This is a genomic window from Sulfurimonas lacustris, assembly GCF_059705355.1.
The window spans coordinates 188331-201912 of the sequence record NZ_AP046125.1 but is presented as its reverse complement, the minus strand read 5'-3'; the positions used below and the strand labels follow the sequence as shown (position 1 = coordinate 201912).

Below are 13582 nucleotides of genomic sequence, written 5' to 3'. Positions count from 1 at the left end.
TTTTGGCTGATTTCACCCATCTCTTACGCCCAAAATCTTTTGATGCGATGGTTGGGCAGGAGCATTTGAGTGCGTCCACCGCCCCATTGAGAGTACTTTGCGAAAAAGAGGCTTTGGGACACGCTTTTTTCTTTGGACCCTCAGGTTGTGGCAAAACTTCACTTGCACGCATCATCGCTACAACCATGAAACTTCCCTTTTATGAGTTCAACGCAACAAGCATCAAGATAGAGGATTTGCGCAAAATCTTTGACCGCTACAAAAACACCCTCGAAAAGCCGCTAATTTTTATAGATGAAGTACACCGTTTGGCAAAAAATCAGCAGGAAGTTTTGCTCCCCATTATGGAAAACAACTCTGCCCTTATCATCGGCGCATCCACTGAAAACCCGTTTTTTTCCCTAACTTCCGCTATCCGTTCACGCTCCATGCTCTTTGAACTCTACCCCATCTCAAATGAATCGCTCCATAAACTTCTCGAAAAAGCTCTATCGGAGAGTTCACTTGTATGCGATGAGGATGCCACGGAGTATCTCGTGCTTAGCAGCGGCGGCGATGCAAGGGCGATGCTTAAGCTCCTTGAGTTCGCTTCCAACATAGACACACACATCACACTAGCTCTGCTAAAGTCGCTCAAACCAAATGCGCTGAGTGCAGGAAGCAGTGAAGCAGGTGTGCATTACGACCTCACAAGTGCCATGATAAAGTCGATTCGCGGTTCTGACATGGATGCCGCTATCTACTATCTTGCACGCCTCATTGATGGTGGAGAGAGTGCGGAGTTTATCGCTAGACGTCTTGTCATCCTTGCAAGTGAAGATGTAGGCAACGCTAACCCTCAGGCACTCACACTTGCCACAAGTGCCATGACGAGTGTCGCAAAGATAGGCTATCCAGAAGCCCGTATCATCCTTGCTCAAGCCGTTGTCTATCTCTGCGCTTCTCCAAAGTCAAACTCCTCTTACACTGCTATCAATGAAGCGATGCGTGCCGTGCAAAATGGAATGATGCTAGAAATCCCAAAGCATATCAGACAAAGTCACGATGGCTACCTTTATCCGCATGATTTTGGCGGTTATGTCAAGCAGGATTATTTGTCCAAACCGCTCACATTTGTCACACTCAAAGAGAGCGGTTATGAGAAAAAGATGAAAGAGTGGATGGATGCCATCAAAAACACCTAAACTGTTTTAGTTGGGTTTAATCCTTTTAAGTATAGACTTATGCATATAATCACAAAGCGTTATAGTTCAAAAAAAGTAGGTACACATGGAAATAAAATCCTCTTCAAGTAGCATCACTATCACAGGAAACATCAAAACGATTGCTGACTTTCAGCTTATCAAACAGACTATTGACGCAGTTGCTGCAACACACAAGTCTCTCATTGTCAATATTGTTGACTCTCTCTCCATCACCTCATCGGTCATTGGTTACTTCAACAAGCTTGTTTTAAAAGATAAAGTAGATATACGTCTCAATGTAGGCAATGAACAGCTTTTACATCTTTTGGATGATTTAAACCTTCTCTCTACCTTTAAAGCACAAAGGAGTTTATAGTGACTATCAAGTTTAAACTCAATCTTATCACGGCTATTGTCGTCTCATTTGCTCTTATTATCATTGCGATTGCAACTTTTAAGGCTGTTGATGACAAAACAACTATAACGCGCTCTCAAGAACTCAATATTCTCTCGCAAAAGTTAAGTCTTGTCATCCATGAGACACAAAAAGAGCGTGGAGCAAGTGCTGGTTTTCTAGGCTCTGGCGGAAAACAGTTTGGAGACATCCTCCCAAAACAAAGAGCAGCCACCACAAAAGAGTATGAGGCGCTCAAAGAGTATATCGCTTCACTTGACTTGACGCTCTTCTCAAACGAACTTACAAGTCAAATCACCTCGTTTCAGTCAGATATGGAGCGTGTAAGTGGCATCCGCTCTCAGGTCGATGGGCTCTCCATCAGCGCAAAAGAGAGTGTAGCGTACTACACAAACATGAATGCAAAGATTTTAAATATCGTCTCACTCAGCGCAAAGATAGCTGCTTCTCCAGAATTGGTCAAAGCGCTTGATGCGTATAGCAATTTTCTTAAATCAAAAGAGCGTGCGGGAATCGAACGTGCAGTTCTTAGTGCCACTTTTGCGGCGGATAAGTTTAGTGAGGGAACATTTGCAAGATGGATTACGCTTGTTGCAGAACAAGATGCTTACCTTGATGCTTTTTTAAGTATGGCGACAGAGCAGTCAAAAGCTCTTTACACCCAAAAAATCAACGCACCTGTTATCGCTGAAGTAAACCAGATGCGAGAAACTGCCAAAGCAAAAATGATTGAGGGCAACTTTGGCATCGACAGCGTTCTCTGGTTTCAGACGATAACCAAAAAAATTGATATCTTAAAAGAGATTGACGATGCGCTTGCAGAGCAGAACAGCGCCCTTTTAGAGGAACTCAAAAGCAGCTCTATCGCAGCGGCAACTATCTCTATAAGTAGCTATCTTGCCTTTGCTGTTGCTATCTTTTTTATCATCTATCTCATCAGCAGAGGTGTCAACAGAAGTGTAAGAAGCTCTTTGGAGAAAATCGGCTGTGTCTCTAGTAACCTTGACTTAACGTGCAATATCGTCGTTGAAGGTCAAGATGAGATTTCACAAATCTCAAGAGCGCTCCATAGGATGATAGTGGCATTCAAAGAGAGTGTTTACCAAGCCAAAGATGTCTCTCTTACCACAACAAGAGAGAGCAAAACACTTAGCACTATTGTTGAGCAACTCACTAAAAACGGTGAAGCTGCAGATAAAAAAATCGGCAATATCAACCTCCTTGTAACAGAAGTTGGACACCGCCTTGATGCCATCGAAGAATCATCTATCACCGTTACAGAGGACTTAAGAAGAACTTTTGGTGTCTTAGACAACTTTGTCAATGAGCTTGATGCTGTTGTACAAGCTATCGAGGAGGGGAGCCAAAATCAACAAGAGCTTGTCCTAAAAGTCTCCTCCCTCACTGAGCAAGCAAGAAACATCAAAGATGTTTTAGCTATTATCTCAGATATCGCAGACCAGACCAACCTCTTAGCACTCAATGCAGCTATCGAAGCAGCACGTGCAGGAGAGCATGGAAGAGGATTTGCGGTTGTTGCAGATGAAGTGCGCAAACTCGCAGAGAGAACACAAAGAAGCCTTAGCGAGATAAGCGCCAATGTCAACCTTATCACGCAAAACGTTATAGAGATAGCAGAAGAGACGCAAAAAACGTCACACAACATGAACCACATAGCCAACTCTGCGCAAGAGCTTATCTCATCTTCTGAGAACACAAAAGAGAATCTCTCTATCACTGCAGAAAAGTCTCATGATGTTATGCACCAAAGCACCTATATCGCGACAAAGACTAAAGAATTGATTGGTGAGATGGATCAAATCATCGAAATCTCTAAGAAAAACACAGACCACAGAACGCTTGTCGATGAAGCCGCTTCAAAACTCTCAATGGATGCAAACAAACTTCAAGAAGAGTTGAGTAAATTTAAAATCTAATGCACAATGACATCAACACCTCTGCTTTAGACTATCTTCGCTCCTTGACGCTCTTATGTGTCGAGGACAACGAAACGACGCAACTTATCTACACATATATTTTTCAAGATATTGTCAAAGAGATTATTTTTGCAAACAATGGCAAGGATGGTTTAGAAAAATTTGCTCTTTATGATATAGACATTGTCCTTAGCGACTACAATATGCCTCTGCTCAACGGTATCGAGATGATTAAGCACATAAGAGAGATAGATGCAAAAGTGCCTATCGTTCTTGTGACCGCCATACAAGAGGTAGATGTTATCATAGAAGCTCTGCAACTGGGCGTTACTAACTTTTTGAAAAAACCCATCGTAGCCTCAGAGATGGTTCATGCCGTTGAAAATGCCGCAAAAATCGCCATAGCAGACAGATATCTTAAAGAGCAGCGCGAGCAAAAAATCCAAGAGTTTGAAAAAAAAGAGAAGTACAACTCCTTTCAAGAGGAGTTAGCTTTTGCCAAAGAGCTCAACATCCTCAGAAATGATTTTTACTACCAGATGCACGAAAACAGCTCTGTTGTGCTTATCGATTTTTTTTACAAGCCGCTTGATATTTTAAGTGGTGATGCTTACAGTGCTAGAGAGATAGACGCAGACAAGCAGTTTTACTTTATCATCGATGGTATGGGCAAAGGACTCTCCGCTTCTCTTAGCTCCATGCTACTCACCTCCTTTATCAACTACACCATCGACAAAAACGTCAAAGCTTTTGATTTACAAAAGACTATCAACGAGGCTGTTGCCTACATAAAACCCATTCTTTTGGATGAAGAGGCTATCGCGGCGGATTTTATCGTGATTGATTATAAAAATCTCACTATTGAGTATGCAAAATTTGCCATGCCACCTTCTCTGATGCAGTCAAGCAAAAATGAGATAGTAAAGGTCAAATCCAACAACCCGCCTCTGAGCAAATACACCAATGAGACAAAAGTATCCTCTTTAGATATTTCAGATATGTTCAAGTTTCTTTTTTATAGTGATGGTGTTATAGAAAACAGTGTACGCGAGGGAAATAAGCTCTATGCAAACTACCTTGAGAAGGACTTTTTGTCCTCTTTTACCAAAGATGAGCTTAGAGAAAAAATCCTCTGGAAGACACAAGAGCAAGAAGATGATATGACCTTTATCTTTCTCAACAGACTTCACTGCATCTCCGCGCCAGTCGCCATCAAAAAAAGTTTTCCAACAAGCTTGAGTGCTGTCGATGAGGCAAACGAGTGGTATGCAACTCTTTGGAGCTCCCTCACAGACGACTATAAACTCGCCTACAATGCTGGCGTTGTTTTTACAGAACTTTTTATGAATGCCTACGAACATGGCAATCTTGGACTAAGCTCCGTGGAAAAACATGCGCTTATGGAAGAGGATAACTATTTTTCTACGCTTGAGAAGCTAGAAGAGAGTAGCGATAAAAAGATAGAAGTATGCATCAACACGCTGCACTACAACAACAACAGATACATCACAACAACCATCAGAGATGAGGGCAAAGGTTTTGATACACAGATACTAAGCGATATTTTTAGAGATAGAAAAAACTTTAACGGCAGAGGGGTTTATATCTCACGACAAGCTTCTCTTGGCATATACTACAACGCAAAAGGGACAAGTGTACTTTTTTTACATAGAATTGAAGGTGAATGAAGTAGAAAAAAAGAGGTGTATGAGGTGTAACAAAAGTTACACACCCTTACTTATTTACTTGCTAAGTGCTGCTTTTGATGCTGCTGCAACGGTGCTAAAACCAGCTGCGTCATTCATCGCCATATCAGCAAGAACTTTACGGTCAAGTTCGATGCCAGCTCTGTTAAGACCATTGATAAATGTTGAATAGTTCATTCCATTTAAACGACAAGCTGCATTGATACGGATAATCCATAGTTTACGGAAATCACGCTTCTTTTGCTTACGGTCACGGAATGAGTAGTACATTGAGCGCTCTAACTGCTCTTTAGCTTTACGGTAGTGTTTACGGCGTCCGCTATAAAAACCTTTAGCTAGTTTTAAAATCTTTTTGTGCTTTCTTCTACGAACAACACCTGTTTTTACTCTTGGCATATTTTTCCTTTATGTTCTTTACCCAGTCACTTTTTTCGCGCTCAGGGTGCCACGCTTTTGGTGGTCTTGCCCAGAAATGGATTCTGGAGATGAAACAATTAACTAAAAATTAGTTAATCATAGCCTTTACATTTTTCTCATCAACTTTAGCAATCACTTTTGATTTATGCTGTGTTGTACGAGTTTGTGGATCTTGTTTTGTCAAGATATGGCTTCTAAACGCTGTTCCACGTTTAACTGTACCATTTTTCTTCACTTTGAAACGCTTTACAGCGCCTTTAACAGATTTCATCTTTGGCATCGAAACTCCTTTATAAATTGGAGCGCAATTATACCCAAATTTTTTTTCAAATCAGCTATAATTTTGGTATGAATTCCATAAAACACATCAACAACGCACTTAATGATTTAGACAAAGAGGTGGAGGCGGTACTCTTAGATATGAGCCTTCCAATGAATGAAAAAGACAACCGTATGCTCCCGCTACTGCAGCAAAAAAGGGTTTTAACACAAACACTAGAAGATTTAACCTACTTGAAAAACAATCCGCCAAAACCAAATCAGGCGTGTGGGATATCAAAATATAGAAATGATTGAGAGATTCCAACGAAGAAGTTGGATGAAAGTATCGTCAAGAGACTCCCCTCCAGATACCTGCGGCACATAATACACTAAGGCGTGCTGCTGTATTCCTACCCTGACACAGTACCTCAAAGCACCATTGCACAGGTCTAAAGAGAAGCGGTGGAATTATACCTAAAAAAAGAAAAATCTTGGTTAAGTTAGAGGCGAATATCTAAATTTTTAAAAGAACGTGAATCTGTTGAGTGTAAAAAGGCAATATTTTTTTTCATTTGCTGCATAGATATCAGCGTTTCATCTTTTAGTTTTTGCATCTGAGAAGTTGCCTCTTTGAGGAGATAAAGCGCCTCTTCTCTCTCCCTTTTCTCTTTTAGCTCAGGAACATCGCTCAGTAGTTTTTGAAGTGAAGCGACATCACCCTCTATCACAGCAATCTTGAGTTTATCCAGCCACATTGGTGGTCTCTCTCCACGCTTCAAGAAGCCCCTTGAAAACATTGTTTACTTCATCAATCTTTGACTCATCTTTTTTGATATTGGCTTGATTAAGAAGCTGAATCTGGTAGTTATAAAGCCCCTCAAGGTAGTATGCAACTTTTCCATGTTTAAAGTCTAAAACAGCGATAAGCTCTGTTATTACGGCTATAGAGCGGTTAATCCAATAAACTCTTTTTTCTATATTGCTATCTCTTATCGCTTTTTTTGCTTGTGCGTTAAAACGAAGAACGCCCTCGTACATCATCTCTACCAATTTCTCAGGAGACTCTATCCCTACATTGTTTTGTGAGTAGATATTGTAAGCTGTATTTCCATACATTTTAGACCCTTTTGTATCATCTTTTTCTTCTTGTTTCATGCAGAGCAAATCGGCTATTTTAGGATTTACTTTAGCTTTCTTGCTCTCTTTTTTAACTATCTGCTGATTCGGAATTTACGAGATTTGTAAACATCGAAGAGACATTGTTAAGCTGTGTGATAACTGCATCATACGCCGCAAACTGCTTTGCCATAATCTCATATTTGGTTGTAAGTCTCTCAAGCGCCTTAGTTCTTTGTTCTGTTAAACTCTCAATTTTATCTTCAAGCAGATTTTTATACTGGTCAAGAGACTGGTTGTATTTTGTATATTTTTCCATCTCCTCTTCCATCTCCACAAAAGCGCCATCCACTGTGACTTCAGACCCATCGCTCTTTGTAAATGTTCCTCCTGCAAAAAATGCTTGAACATTATCGGGATTTGCCTTTAGCATCTCGTTTAGTTTTGTAGTATCAAGCTTAAGACTTCCATCATCATTGATTTCAATCCCATAATCCTGAACTCTGCCAACACCGCCACCTGCAGTTCCGACCATACTCAGTATATCGGCTTTCATGGTTTTCATAAAACTCTCACCAGAAAAAACGCCTCTCTCCTCAGCATTTTCACTTGACTTTGTGTCGGTTGTGAGCTGATAAAGCGCGGAGTTGTACTTGCTTATAAAGTTTTCTATCTTCGAGGCTATATTTTCTGTATTTTGTTTTACCGAAACATTAGTCGTTCCTGCTTCTTTGAGAGTAATGGTAACGCCAGAGAGAAGGTCTTTGACTTCGTTAGAACTACGCGTGATAGTCTGTCCATTGTATTTAAACTCTGCATCTACACCCTCTTGAACGTTAGCAAGACCAGTAAGACCTAAAGGGTCAGTTGTAAGTGCTGTATTTAAAAAAGCATCTACTCCTGACAAATCTTCTATGGCAATATCCTGCCCAGTCCCACTCTCTTTTGCATTTAAAAAAAGTCTGTAGTCGCCATCCTTTACTTGAACAACCGTCGCACTTACGCTATCTCCCGCTTCTTTGTTGATTAAGTCTTTTAGCCCCTCAAGAGTTGTCGTAGCATCATAATCAATTGTAAAAGTTTTACTTCCAACCGTCAGCTCCATCTGAGCGCTTCCCGTTGCAACGGTAGTCTCTTTCGTCGCAAATGCATCCGCTTGGCTTTGTGCTATCTCTTTTGTTGCAAGATTTAAAACCTCAAGAGAGAAATCTTGGATATCACTACTATCCGCAGCCGTTACAGTAGCGGCATCTTCATTGCTACTCGAGGCTGTGCGTGACTCAAAAACGCCATACTCATTCAAGCTCTGCAAGCTAGCTTCGACATTGTCCATATAAGCATTGATAACATTAAAAGCATCTTGTTTTTTCGTCTCCGTCGCTTTTCTAGCATCTAGCGGGTTGATGTACTGCGCTTGGTCAGCTTCTCTGAGTTGGTCGAGTAGGTCTTGTGTTAAAACACCCCCACCCGCACCTAGTGAACTTATACCCATAACTTCTCCTTTTTAGAAGGTTTATTGAAACCATATCGGCAGATAGCGGTTTTTCTTGAACTAAAAATTTGAGTATAATAGTAGCAAAATTTCAACAAGGGGGATGAAAGTGGGTGTGCTCAAACTTGAAGATATACCACACTATACATACGATGAGTACAAGCTCTGGGAAGGGAGCTGGGAGCTCATAGGCGGTGTTGCGTATGCGATGAGCCCTGCTCCGATGATCAAACATCAGAGCATTAGCAATAACATTGCGTGGGAGCTAAAAAATATTTTGCAAAATTGCAAAATATGCCAAGCACTCCTGCCTATCGACTGGCGTATCAGCAATGACACAGTGCTTCAACCCGACAACAGTGTTATCTGCCACAAACCCCAAAACGAAGCCTACATCACCAAAGCGCCCAAAATCATCTTTGAAGTTCTCTCCAAATCCACTGCCAAAAAAGACACAGGCATCAAGTTTGAGATTTATGAAAAAGAGGGCGTGGAGTACTACATCATCGTCGATCCCGATGAGAACATGGCAAAAGTTTACAGACTGCATGAGGGCAGATATGTCAAAATGGCGGACGCTACAGATGAGAAGATAGAGTTTGAGCTCAAAGAGTGTGCAAAAACTATCGCATTTGATTTTAGTAAGATTTGGCAATAAAGAGAAGAGTAAACAGACGAGAGTTAAAATTTATGCTTTTTGGAAGTGAGGCTTTAGCCTCGCTCTTTTGGTGTAGTAAAAATCGTAATGTAGAAGAAACTTTTAACGGGGCTGAAGCCCCATTTCCTGTCTGTTTTAGATATGGGAATGTTGTACTGAAAAAGAGTTTTGTATGTTTTCAATTTGAATAAAAAAAGGGAAAAAACTAAATGCAGATAATATGTATGTTCCCACCGAGGACGATGGGAACGAGAAGAAGAAACTACTGAAGTAGTCTCATAACATTTTGCTGAACAGCATTTGCTTGGCTCATAGCGTAAGCGCCAGACTGAGCAAGGATGTTGTGTTTTGCAAAAGTTGCAGACTCTGCCGCAAAGTCAACATCACGGATTTGTGATTCAGCTGCTGCAACGTTTACTTGACTTACCTCTGCAGTTTCAGTCGATGTTGTAATCGCGATATTTGAACCATCCGCTGACTCTAAAACTAATTTTTTGTTCGCGTCAAGTGAAGCAGTTACACCAGTTTAATCTGAAATGTTATTCATAGCACGACGTAGTACAGATGCGTGTGAGCTGATGGCTCATAACAGCACCTTTTACGATCTTGAAGACACCCTTAGTATGTTCTTACAAAAAAAGCAGGTTGCGAGGTCATCATCTCCAACGATAAAGATTTTTTCAGCCCTGATTTGTAACTTTTGAGCGCAAGAGGGTTTTATGAGAAATACATGATAGATTTGCCCTTGGCTCAATAATTGGTATCGTAATTGCTAGTATAATCTAAAATAAACAGTTCAGGCTTATTATGTTTGATGAAAAAAATATACTTATAACAGGTGGAACAGGTAGTTTTGGGAAAAAATTTACTGAGATGCTACTGAAAAGATACAAACCTAATAAAATAATTATCTATTCAAGAGATGAGCTTAAACAGTATGAAATGGCTCAAGTATTTGATGATAAATGTATGAGATATTTTATAGGTGATGTGAGAGATAAAGATAGACTTCTAAAAGCAACTAGAGGAGTTGATTTTATTATTCATGCTGCTGCGCTAAAACATGTTCCCATTGCAGAATATAACCCTATGGAGTGCATAAAAACGAATATTATGGGCGCTCAAAATATTATAGATGCTGCGATAGATAATAATGTAAAAAAAGTGATTGCTCTCTCAACCGACAAAGCAGCGAATCCCGTAAATCTCTACGGAGCGACAAAACTAGCCTCAGATAAACTTTTTGTAGCGGCAAATAACCTAACAGGAGATGGAGATACTATCTTCTCTGTTGTTAGATATGGAAATGTTATAGGTTCACGCGGTTCTGTTATACCGTTTTTCCAAAAACTCATGCATGACGGTACAAAAGAGATTCCCATAACTGACGAGAAAATGACAAGATTTCTTATAACGCTTGAAGACGGCGTGGAATTTGTACTAAAAAATTTTCAAAGAATGTACGGCGGAGAGATTTTTATACCAAAAATACCATCTATGAAGATAGTAGATCTGGCCCATGCAATGGCTCCAAACTTACCGTACAAGATAATAGGCATACGCCCTGGCGAAAAACTTCATGAGATAATGTGTCCTGCCGATGATAGCCATTTAACGCTTGAATTTGACGACCACTATGTTATAACACCGACTATACGGTTTGTAAAGATATCTGATTTTTCAAAAAATTCCTTAGGGGAGATAGGTAAAAAAGTTCATCAAGGCTTTGAGTATAATTCAGGCAATAATGATGTTTGGCTAAAAGAGTCCGAACTTCTAGAAAAAATATCTCAACTCGGTAGCTAAGATGACACCCTACTCTACTCAGCTAATAGAGCAAGACGACATTGATGCGGTTATAGAAGTTCTAAGAGGCTCCCATCTGACACAAGGCAAAAAAGTAGAAGAATTTGAGGAAGCATTATGTAGCTATACAGGAGCCAAGTATGCTGTAGTTTTCAACTCTGCAACTTCTGCTCTTTTAGCAGCTTACAGCATTTGTGGCATAGAAAAAGACGATGAAATTATAACTACCCCCATTAGCTTTGTAGCAACTTCAAATATGTTTGTATCACTCGGTGCAAAACCTATCTGGTGCGATGTAAAACTGGATGGAAATATAGACGAAAATCTTATAGAAAAACTTATAACTTCAAAAACAAAGGCAATAGTGCCGGTTGACTTTGCAGGTAAAGTAGTCGAGATAGAGAAGATAAACTCTCTAGCAAAAAAATATAATCTCCTCGTTATACAAGACTCTTCTCATTCACTCGGCTCTAGTATAAATACTCAAAAGGTAGGCTCGCTGTCCGATATGACTATACTTAGTTTTCATGCCATCAAACCCATAACGACCGGTGAGGGCGGAGCTGTTTTAACCGACAGTGATGAGTGGGCGGCAAAGTTAAGGCTTTTTCGCTCACACGGTATGGTAAAAAAAGAGTTATGGAACTCCGACATGATTAGCCTAGGACACAACTTCAGACTCACAGAGATTGCCGCAGCTCTTGGACTAAGCCAGCTTAAAAAACTTGATGGATTTATAAAAACAAGAGATACGATAGCCACCTACTACGATGAACGGTTTAAAAATGAGAAGTTTTTTATAACCCAAATAATCCCTCAAAATATGATAAGCTCAAGACATCTCTATCCAATTATTTTAAATCCTGAATTTCATTGCGTTAAAGAGGATATATTTAAAGAGTTGCAAGCAAGAGGCTTGGGTATTCAGGTACATTATAAACCTATATACCAAAATAGCTTCTATAAAGAGCGTTTCGGAGATGTAAACTTAAGCGTTGCAGATGATTTTTACAAAAGCGAGATTTCATTACCTTGTCATCAAAAGATGACACAAAAAGATGCTTGGTTTGTTGCTGAAACTATCTTAGAAACTATAAGAAATTTTGCATTATGATGAAAAGTATCAAAGAAGAAAGATTACAGCGCCTAATAGCAAGAAAAAAATTTAATGAAAAATATAATAACGAATTAATAGAATTTCTTAAAAACAATATTAAACAAAAAGAAAAAATAATTAGAACGATTAATTTTATAAATAATATTAAATTCACACATCCAGGTTTAAAATCTCTAGAATACATCGTTCATCCATTGCGAGTAGCGGCGATGATATATCAGATTAATAATGATAATGATATTGATATTGACACATTGATAATAGCACTTTTACATAATATTTTTGAAGTATCAGAAGTTACTGAAAAAGATTTCTTATTGACATTTGATAATAATTTAATGGATGCACTAAAAATTCTAAAAGTAAACAGAAGTTTAGAAAACAACTTAACCTATAAAAAAGAATATTATAACAATATAATGTCTCATTCTAAAGGTGTTGCTATAGTTAAAGCCATGGACAAATTTGATAATTTATTTTTATTATGCCTAAACTCTAATGATGAAACAAGAACATCCTATTTAAATGAAATAGAAAATTTTATTTATCCGATTGTAGAAAAATATATTCCGACACTATTTGAATATTACAAAGATTTAGTAGAAAACTGTAAAGAAATTGGCTTTTTAGATAAAAATAAATCAATCATTTTATACAATGAAGATTATTCATGAACAAGGAACAAAATGAACAAAAGTAGTAAAGTAGCGGTAATAACAGGTGCCAGCAAAGGAATAGGAAAAGCTATCGCATTAGGTCTTGCTAAGGAGGGCTACAATATTTGTATTGTTTCAAGAGATGTTGAAATTTTGAAAAAGGCGGCAGAAGAAATCAAAAATACAACAAGCCAAGAAGTTACATACATAAAAGCAGATGTTTCAAACCCAAAATCTTCAAATAATATTTTAAATATCGTTATAGCAAAATACCATAGAATTGATGTTTTAGTAAATAATGCTGGAGGACCACCTGCTGGATCATTTTTATCTCATGATGATGAGGCTTGGAATTCTGCAATTCAACAAAATTTATTGAGCGTTATTCGCCTAACAAAGGCTGTGGTACCTTATATGAAAGAACAAAAAAAAGGCAGAATAATAAACATCTCATCTACAGTTGCAAAAGAACCATCATCCACAATGGTTTTATCAGCAGCTACAAGAGCAGGCGTATCAGCTTTTAGCAAAGCAATAGCACAAGAACTTGCTCCTTTTAATATAACTGTAAATACAATTTGCCCAGGTGGAGTATTGACAGACAGATTAAAATCTTTGGTTAAAGAAGCATCCGTAAAAGCCAATATCAGCTATGAAGAACAATTAAGCAAAAGCCTAGAAACAATTCCTATCAACAGATTTGCCGAACCTGAAGAAATTGCCAATATAGCCTGTTTTTTAGCTGATGATAAAAGTAGCTATCTAACAGGTACAAGCATTATGGTTGATGGTGCTTTGACAAAAAGTATATTTTAAC

General features: G+C 38.9%; 16 protein-coding genes and 1 other RNA gene. 10 read left to right on the top strand and 7 right to left on the bottom strand.

What is annotated here, in order from left to right; genetic code table 11:
• The first annotated feature begins 2 nt into the window (after positions 1–2).
• The 4 genes from AC6H4V_RS01025 (at position 3) to AC6H4V_RS01010 (ending at position 5224) form a co-directional block, all read left to right on the top strand.
• On the top strand, positions 3–1184 hold the full coding sequence (locus tag AC6H4V_RS01025) for a replication-associated recombination protein A (RefSeq protein WP_497607144.1): 1182 nt from the start codon (positions 3–5) through the stop codon (positions 1182–1184).
• Between the two features lie 85 nt (positions 1185–1269).
• On the top strand, positions 1270–1560 hold the full coding sequence (locus AC6H4V_RS01020; protein WP_497607143.1) for a hypothetical protein: 291 nt from the start codon (positions 1270–1272) through the stop codon (positions 1558–1560).
• Positions 1560–3536, top strand: a complete 1977-nt coding sequence (locus tag AC6H4V_RS01015; RefSeq protein WP_497607142.1) for a methyl-accepting chemotaxis protein — start codon at positions 1560–1562, stop codon at positions 3534–3536. Before AC6H4V_RS01020 ends, AC6H4V_RS01015 begins: the two co-directional genes overlap by 1 nt.
• Entirely contained in the window at positions 3536–5224 is a 1689-nt protein-coding gene (locus AC6H4V_RS01010) for a response regulator (protein ID WP_497607141.1), read from the top strand. Before AC6H4V_RS01015 ends, AC6H4V_RS01010 begins: the two co-directional genes overlap by 1 nt.
• 54 nt (positions 5225–5278) lie before the next feature.
• Here AC6H4V_RS01010 and rplT read toward each other — a convergent pair whose 3' ends face one another.
• Both rplT and rpmI read right to left on the bottom strand, forming a co-directional pair.
• A complete protein-coding gene (gene rplT / locus AC6H4V_RS01005) occupies positions 5279–5638 on the bottom strand; it encodes a 50S ribosomal protein L20 (protein ID WP_497607140.1) in 360 nt (119 codons plus the stop codon).
• Between the two features lie 109 nt (positions 5639–5747).
• Entirely contained in the window at positions 5748–5939 is a 192-nt protein-coding gene (rpmI, locus tag AC6H4V_RS01000) for a 50S ribosomal protein L35 (protein ID WP_300696062.1), read from the bottom strand.
• Positions 5940–6007: 68 nt separating this feature from the next.
• On the opposite strand from rpmI, the gene AC6H4V_RS00995 reads away from it, so the two are divergent.
• Positions 6008–6235 carry a hypothetical protein gene (locus AC6H4V_RS00995; protein WP_428728825.1) on the top strand — a complete coding sequence of 76 codons (228 nt, stop codon included), beginning with the start codon at positions 6008–6010 and terminating at the stop codon, positions 6233–6235.
• A gap of 43 nt (positions 6236–6278) precedes the next feature.
• Here AC6H4V_RS00995 and ffs read toward each other — a convergent pair.
• From ffs to fliD, 4 genes are all read right to left on the bottom strand, one after another.
• Positions 6279–6376, bottom strand: an RNA gene (ffs, locus tag AC6H4V_RS00990) — signal recognition particle sRNA small type.
• Positions 6377–6420: 44 nt separating this feature from the next.
• The gene (locus tag AC6H4V_RS00985) at positions 6421–6675 is read right to left on the bottom strand and encodes a hypothetical protein (protein WP_428728824.1); all 255 of its coding nucleotides are present in this window, start codon (positions 6673–6675) and stop codon (positions 6421–6423) included.
• Positions 6662–7036 carry a flagellar export chaperone FliS gene (fliS, locus tag AC6H4V_RS00980; RefSeq protein WP_428728953.1) on the bottom strand — a complete coding sequence of 125 codons (375 nt, stop codon included), beginning with the start codon at positions 7034–7036 and terminating at the stop codon, positions 6662–6664. The genes AC6H4V_RS00985 and fliS overlap by 14 nt, the downstream gene beginning before the upstream one ends.
• Positions 7037–7127: 91 nt before the next feature.
• Complete coding sequence (gene fliD / locus AC6H4V_RS00975) at positions 7128–8528, bottom strand: flagellar filament capping protein FliD (protein ID WP_497607139.1); 1401 nt, start codon at positions 8526–8528, stop codon at positions 7128–7130.
• A 109-nt stretch (positions 8529–8637) separates the two neighbouring features.
• On the opposite strand from fliD, the gene AC6H4V_RS00970 reads away from it, so the two are divergent.
• A complete protein-coding gene (locus tag AC6H4V_RS00970; RefSeq protein ID WP_497607138.1) occupies positions 8638–9186 on the top strand; it encodes a Uma2 family endonuclease in 549 nt (182 codons plus the stop codon).
• 262 nt (positions 9187–9448) lie between these two features.
• Here the strand turns inward: AC6H4V_RS00970 and AC6H4V_RS00965 are convergent, their stop codons facing one another.
• Positions 9449–9646 carry a flagellin gene (locus AC6H4V_RS00965; protein WP_497607941.1) on the bottom strand — a complete coding sequence of 66 codons (198 nt, stop codon included), beginning with the start codon at positions 9644–9646 and terminating at the stop codon, positions 9449–9451.
• A 347-nt stretch (positions 9647–9993) separates the two neighbouring features.
• On the opposite strand from AC6H4V_RS00965, the gene pseB reads away from it, so the two are divergent.
• From pseB to AC6H4V_RS00945, 4 genes are read left to right on the top strand one after another with little or no spacing between them, the layout of a single operon-like run.
• A complete protein-coding gene (gene pseB, locus AC6H4V_RS00960) occupies positions 9994–10992 on the top strand; it encodes a UDP-N-acetylglucosamine 4,6-dehydratase (inverting) (protein ID WP_497607137.1) in 999 nt (332 codons plus the stop codon).
• 1 nt (position 10993) lies between these two features.
• Complete coding sequence (pseC, locus tag AC6H4V_RS00955; protein ID WP_497607136.1) at positions 10994–12106, top strand: UDP-4-amino-4,6-dideoxy-N-acetyl-beta-L-altrosamine transaminase; 1113 nt, start codon at positions 10994–10996, stop codon at positions 12104–12106.
• The gene (locus tag AC6H4V_RS00950) at positions 12103–12783 is read left to right on the top strand and encodes a hypothetical protein (protein WP_497607135.1); all 681 of its coding nucleotides are present in this window, start codon (positions 12103–12105) and stop codon (positions 12781–12783) included. The genes pseC and AC6H4V_RS00950 overlap by 4 nt, the downstream gene beginning before the upstream one ends.
• 12 nt (positions 12784–12795) lie before the next feature.
• Complete coding sequence (locus tag AC6H4V_RS00945; RefSeq protein ID WP_497607134.1) at positions 12796–13581, top strand: SDR family oxidoreductase; 786 nt, start codon at positions 12796–12798, stop codon at positions 13579–13581.
• The last annotated feature ends 1 nt before the right edge of the window (position 13582 follow it).

What these genes read in the sequence shown, in the direction of transcription:
- AC6H4V_RS00945 (WP_497607134.1), top strand. Translation starts at nt 12,796, where the DNA reads ATGAACAAAAGTAGTAAAGTAGCGGTAATAACAGGTGCCAGCAAAGGA.
- AC6H4V_RS00995 (WP_428728825.1), top strand. Translation starts at nt 6,008, where the DNA reads ATGAATTCCATAAAACACATCAACAACGCACTTAATGATTTAGACAAA.
- rpmI (WP_300696062.1), bottom strand. Translation starts at nt 5,939, where the DNA reads ATGCCAAAGATGAAATCTGTTAAAGGCGCTGTAAAGCGTTTCAAAGTG.
- AC6H4V_RS01020 (WP_497607143.1), top strand. Translation starts at nt 1,270, where the DNA reads ATGGAAATAAAATCCTCTTCAAGTAGCATCACTATCACAGGAAACATC.
- pseB (WP_497607137.1), top strand. Translation starts at nt 9,994, where the DNA reads ATGTTTGATGAAAAAAATATACTTATAACAGGTGGAACAGGTAGTTTT.
- fliS (WP_428728953.1), bottom strand. Translation starts at nt 7,036, where the DNA reads ATGTATGGAAATACAGCTTACAATATCTACTCACAAAACAATGTAGGG.
- AC6H4V_RS01010 (WP_497607141.1), top strand. Translation starts at nt 3,536, where the DNA reads ATGCACAATGACATCAACACCTCTGCTTTAGACTATCTTCGCTCCTTG.
- fliD (WP_497607139.1), bottom strand. Translation starts at nt 8,528, where the DNA reads ATGGGTATAAGTTCACTAGGTGCGGGTGGGGGTGTTTTAACACAAGAC.
- AC6H4V_RS00985 (WP_428728824.1), bottom strand. Translation starts at nt 6,675, where the DNA reads ATGTGGCTGGATAAACTCAAGATTGCTGTGATAGAGGGTGATGTCGCT.
- AC6H4V_RS00950 (WP_497607135.1), top strand. Translation starts at nt 12,103, where the DNA reads ATGATGAAAAGTATCAAAGAAGAAAGATTACAGCGCCTAATAGCAAGA.
- pseC (WP_497607136.1), top strand. Translation starts at nt 10,994, where the DNA reads ATGACACCCTACTCTACTCAGCTAATAGAGCAAGACGACATTGATGCG.
- rplT (WP_497607140.1), bottom strand. Translation starts at nt 5,638, where the DNA reads ATGCCAAGAGTAAAAACAGGTGTTGTTCGTAGAAGAAAGCACAAAAAG.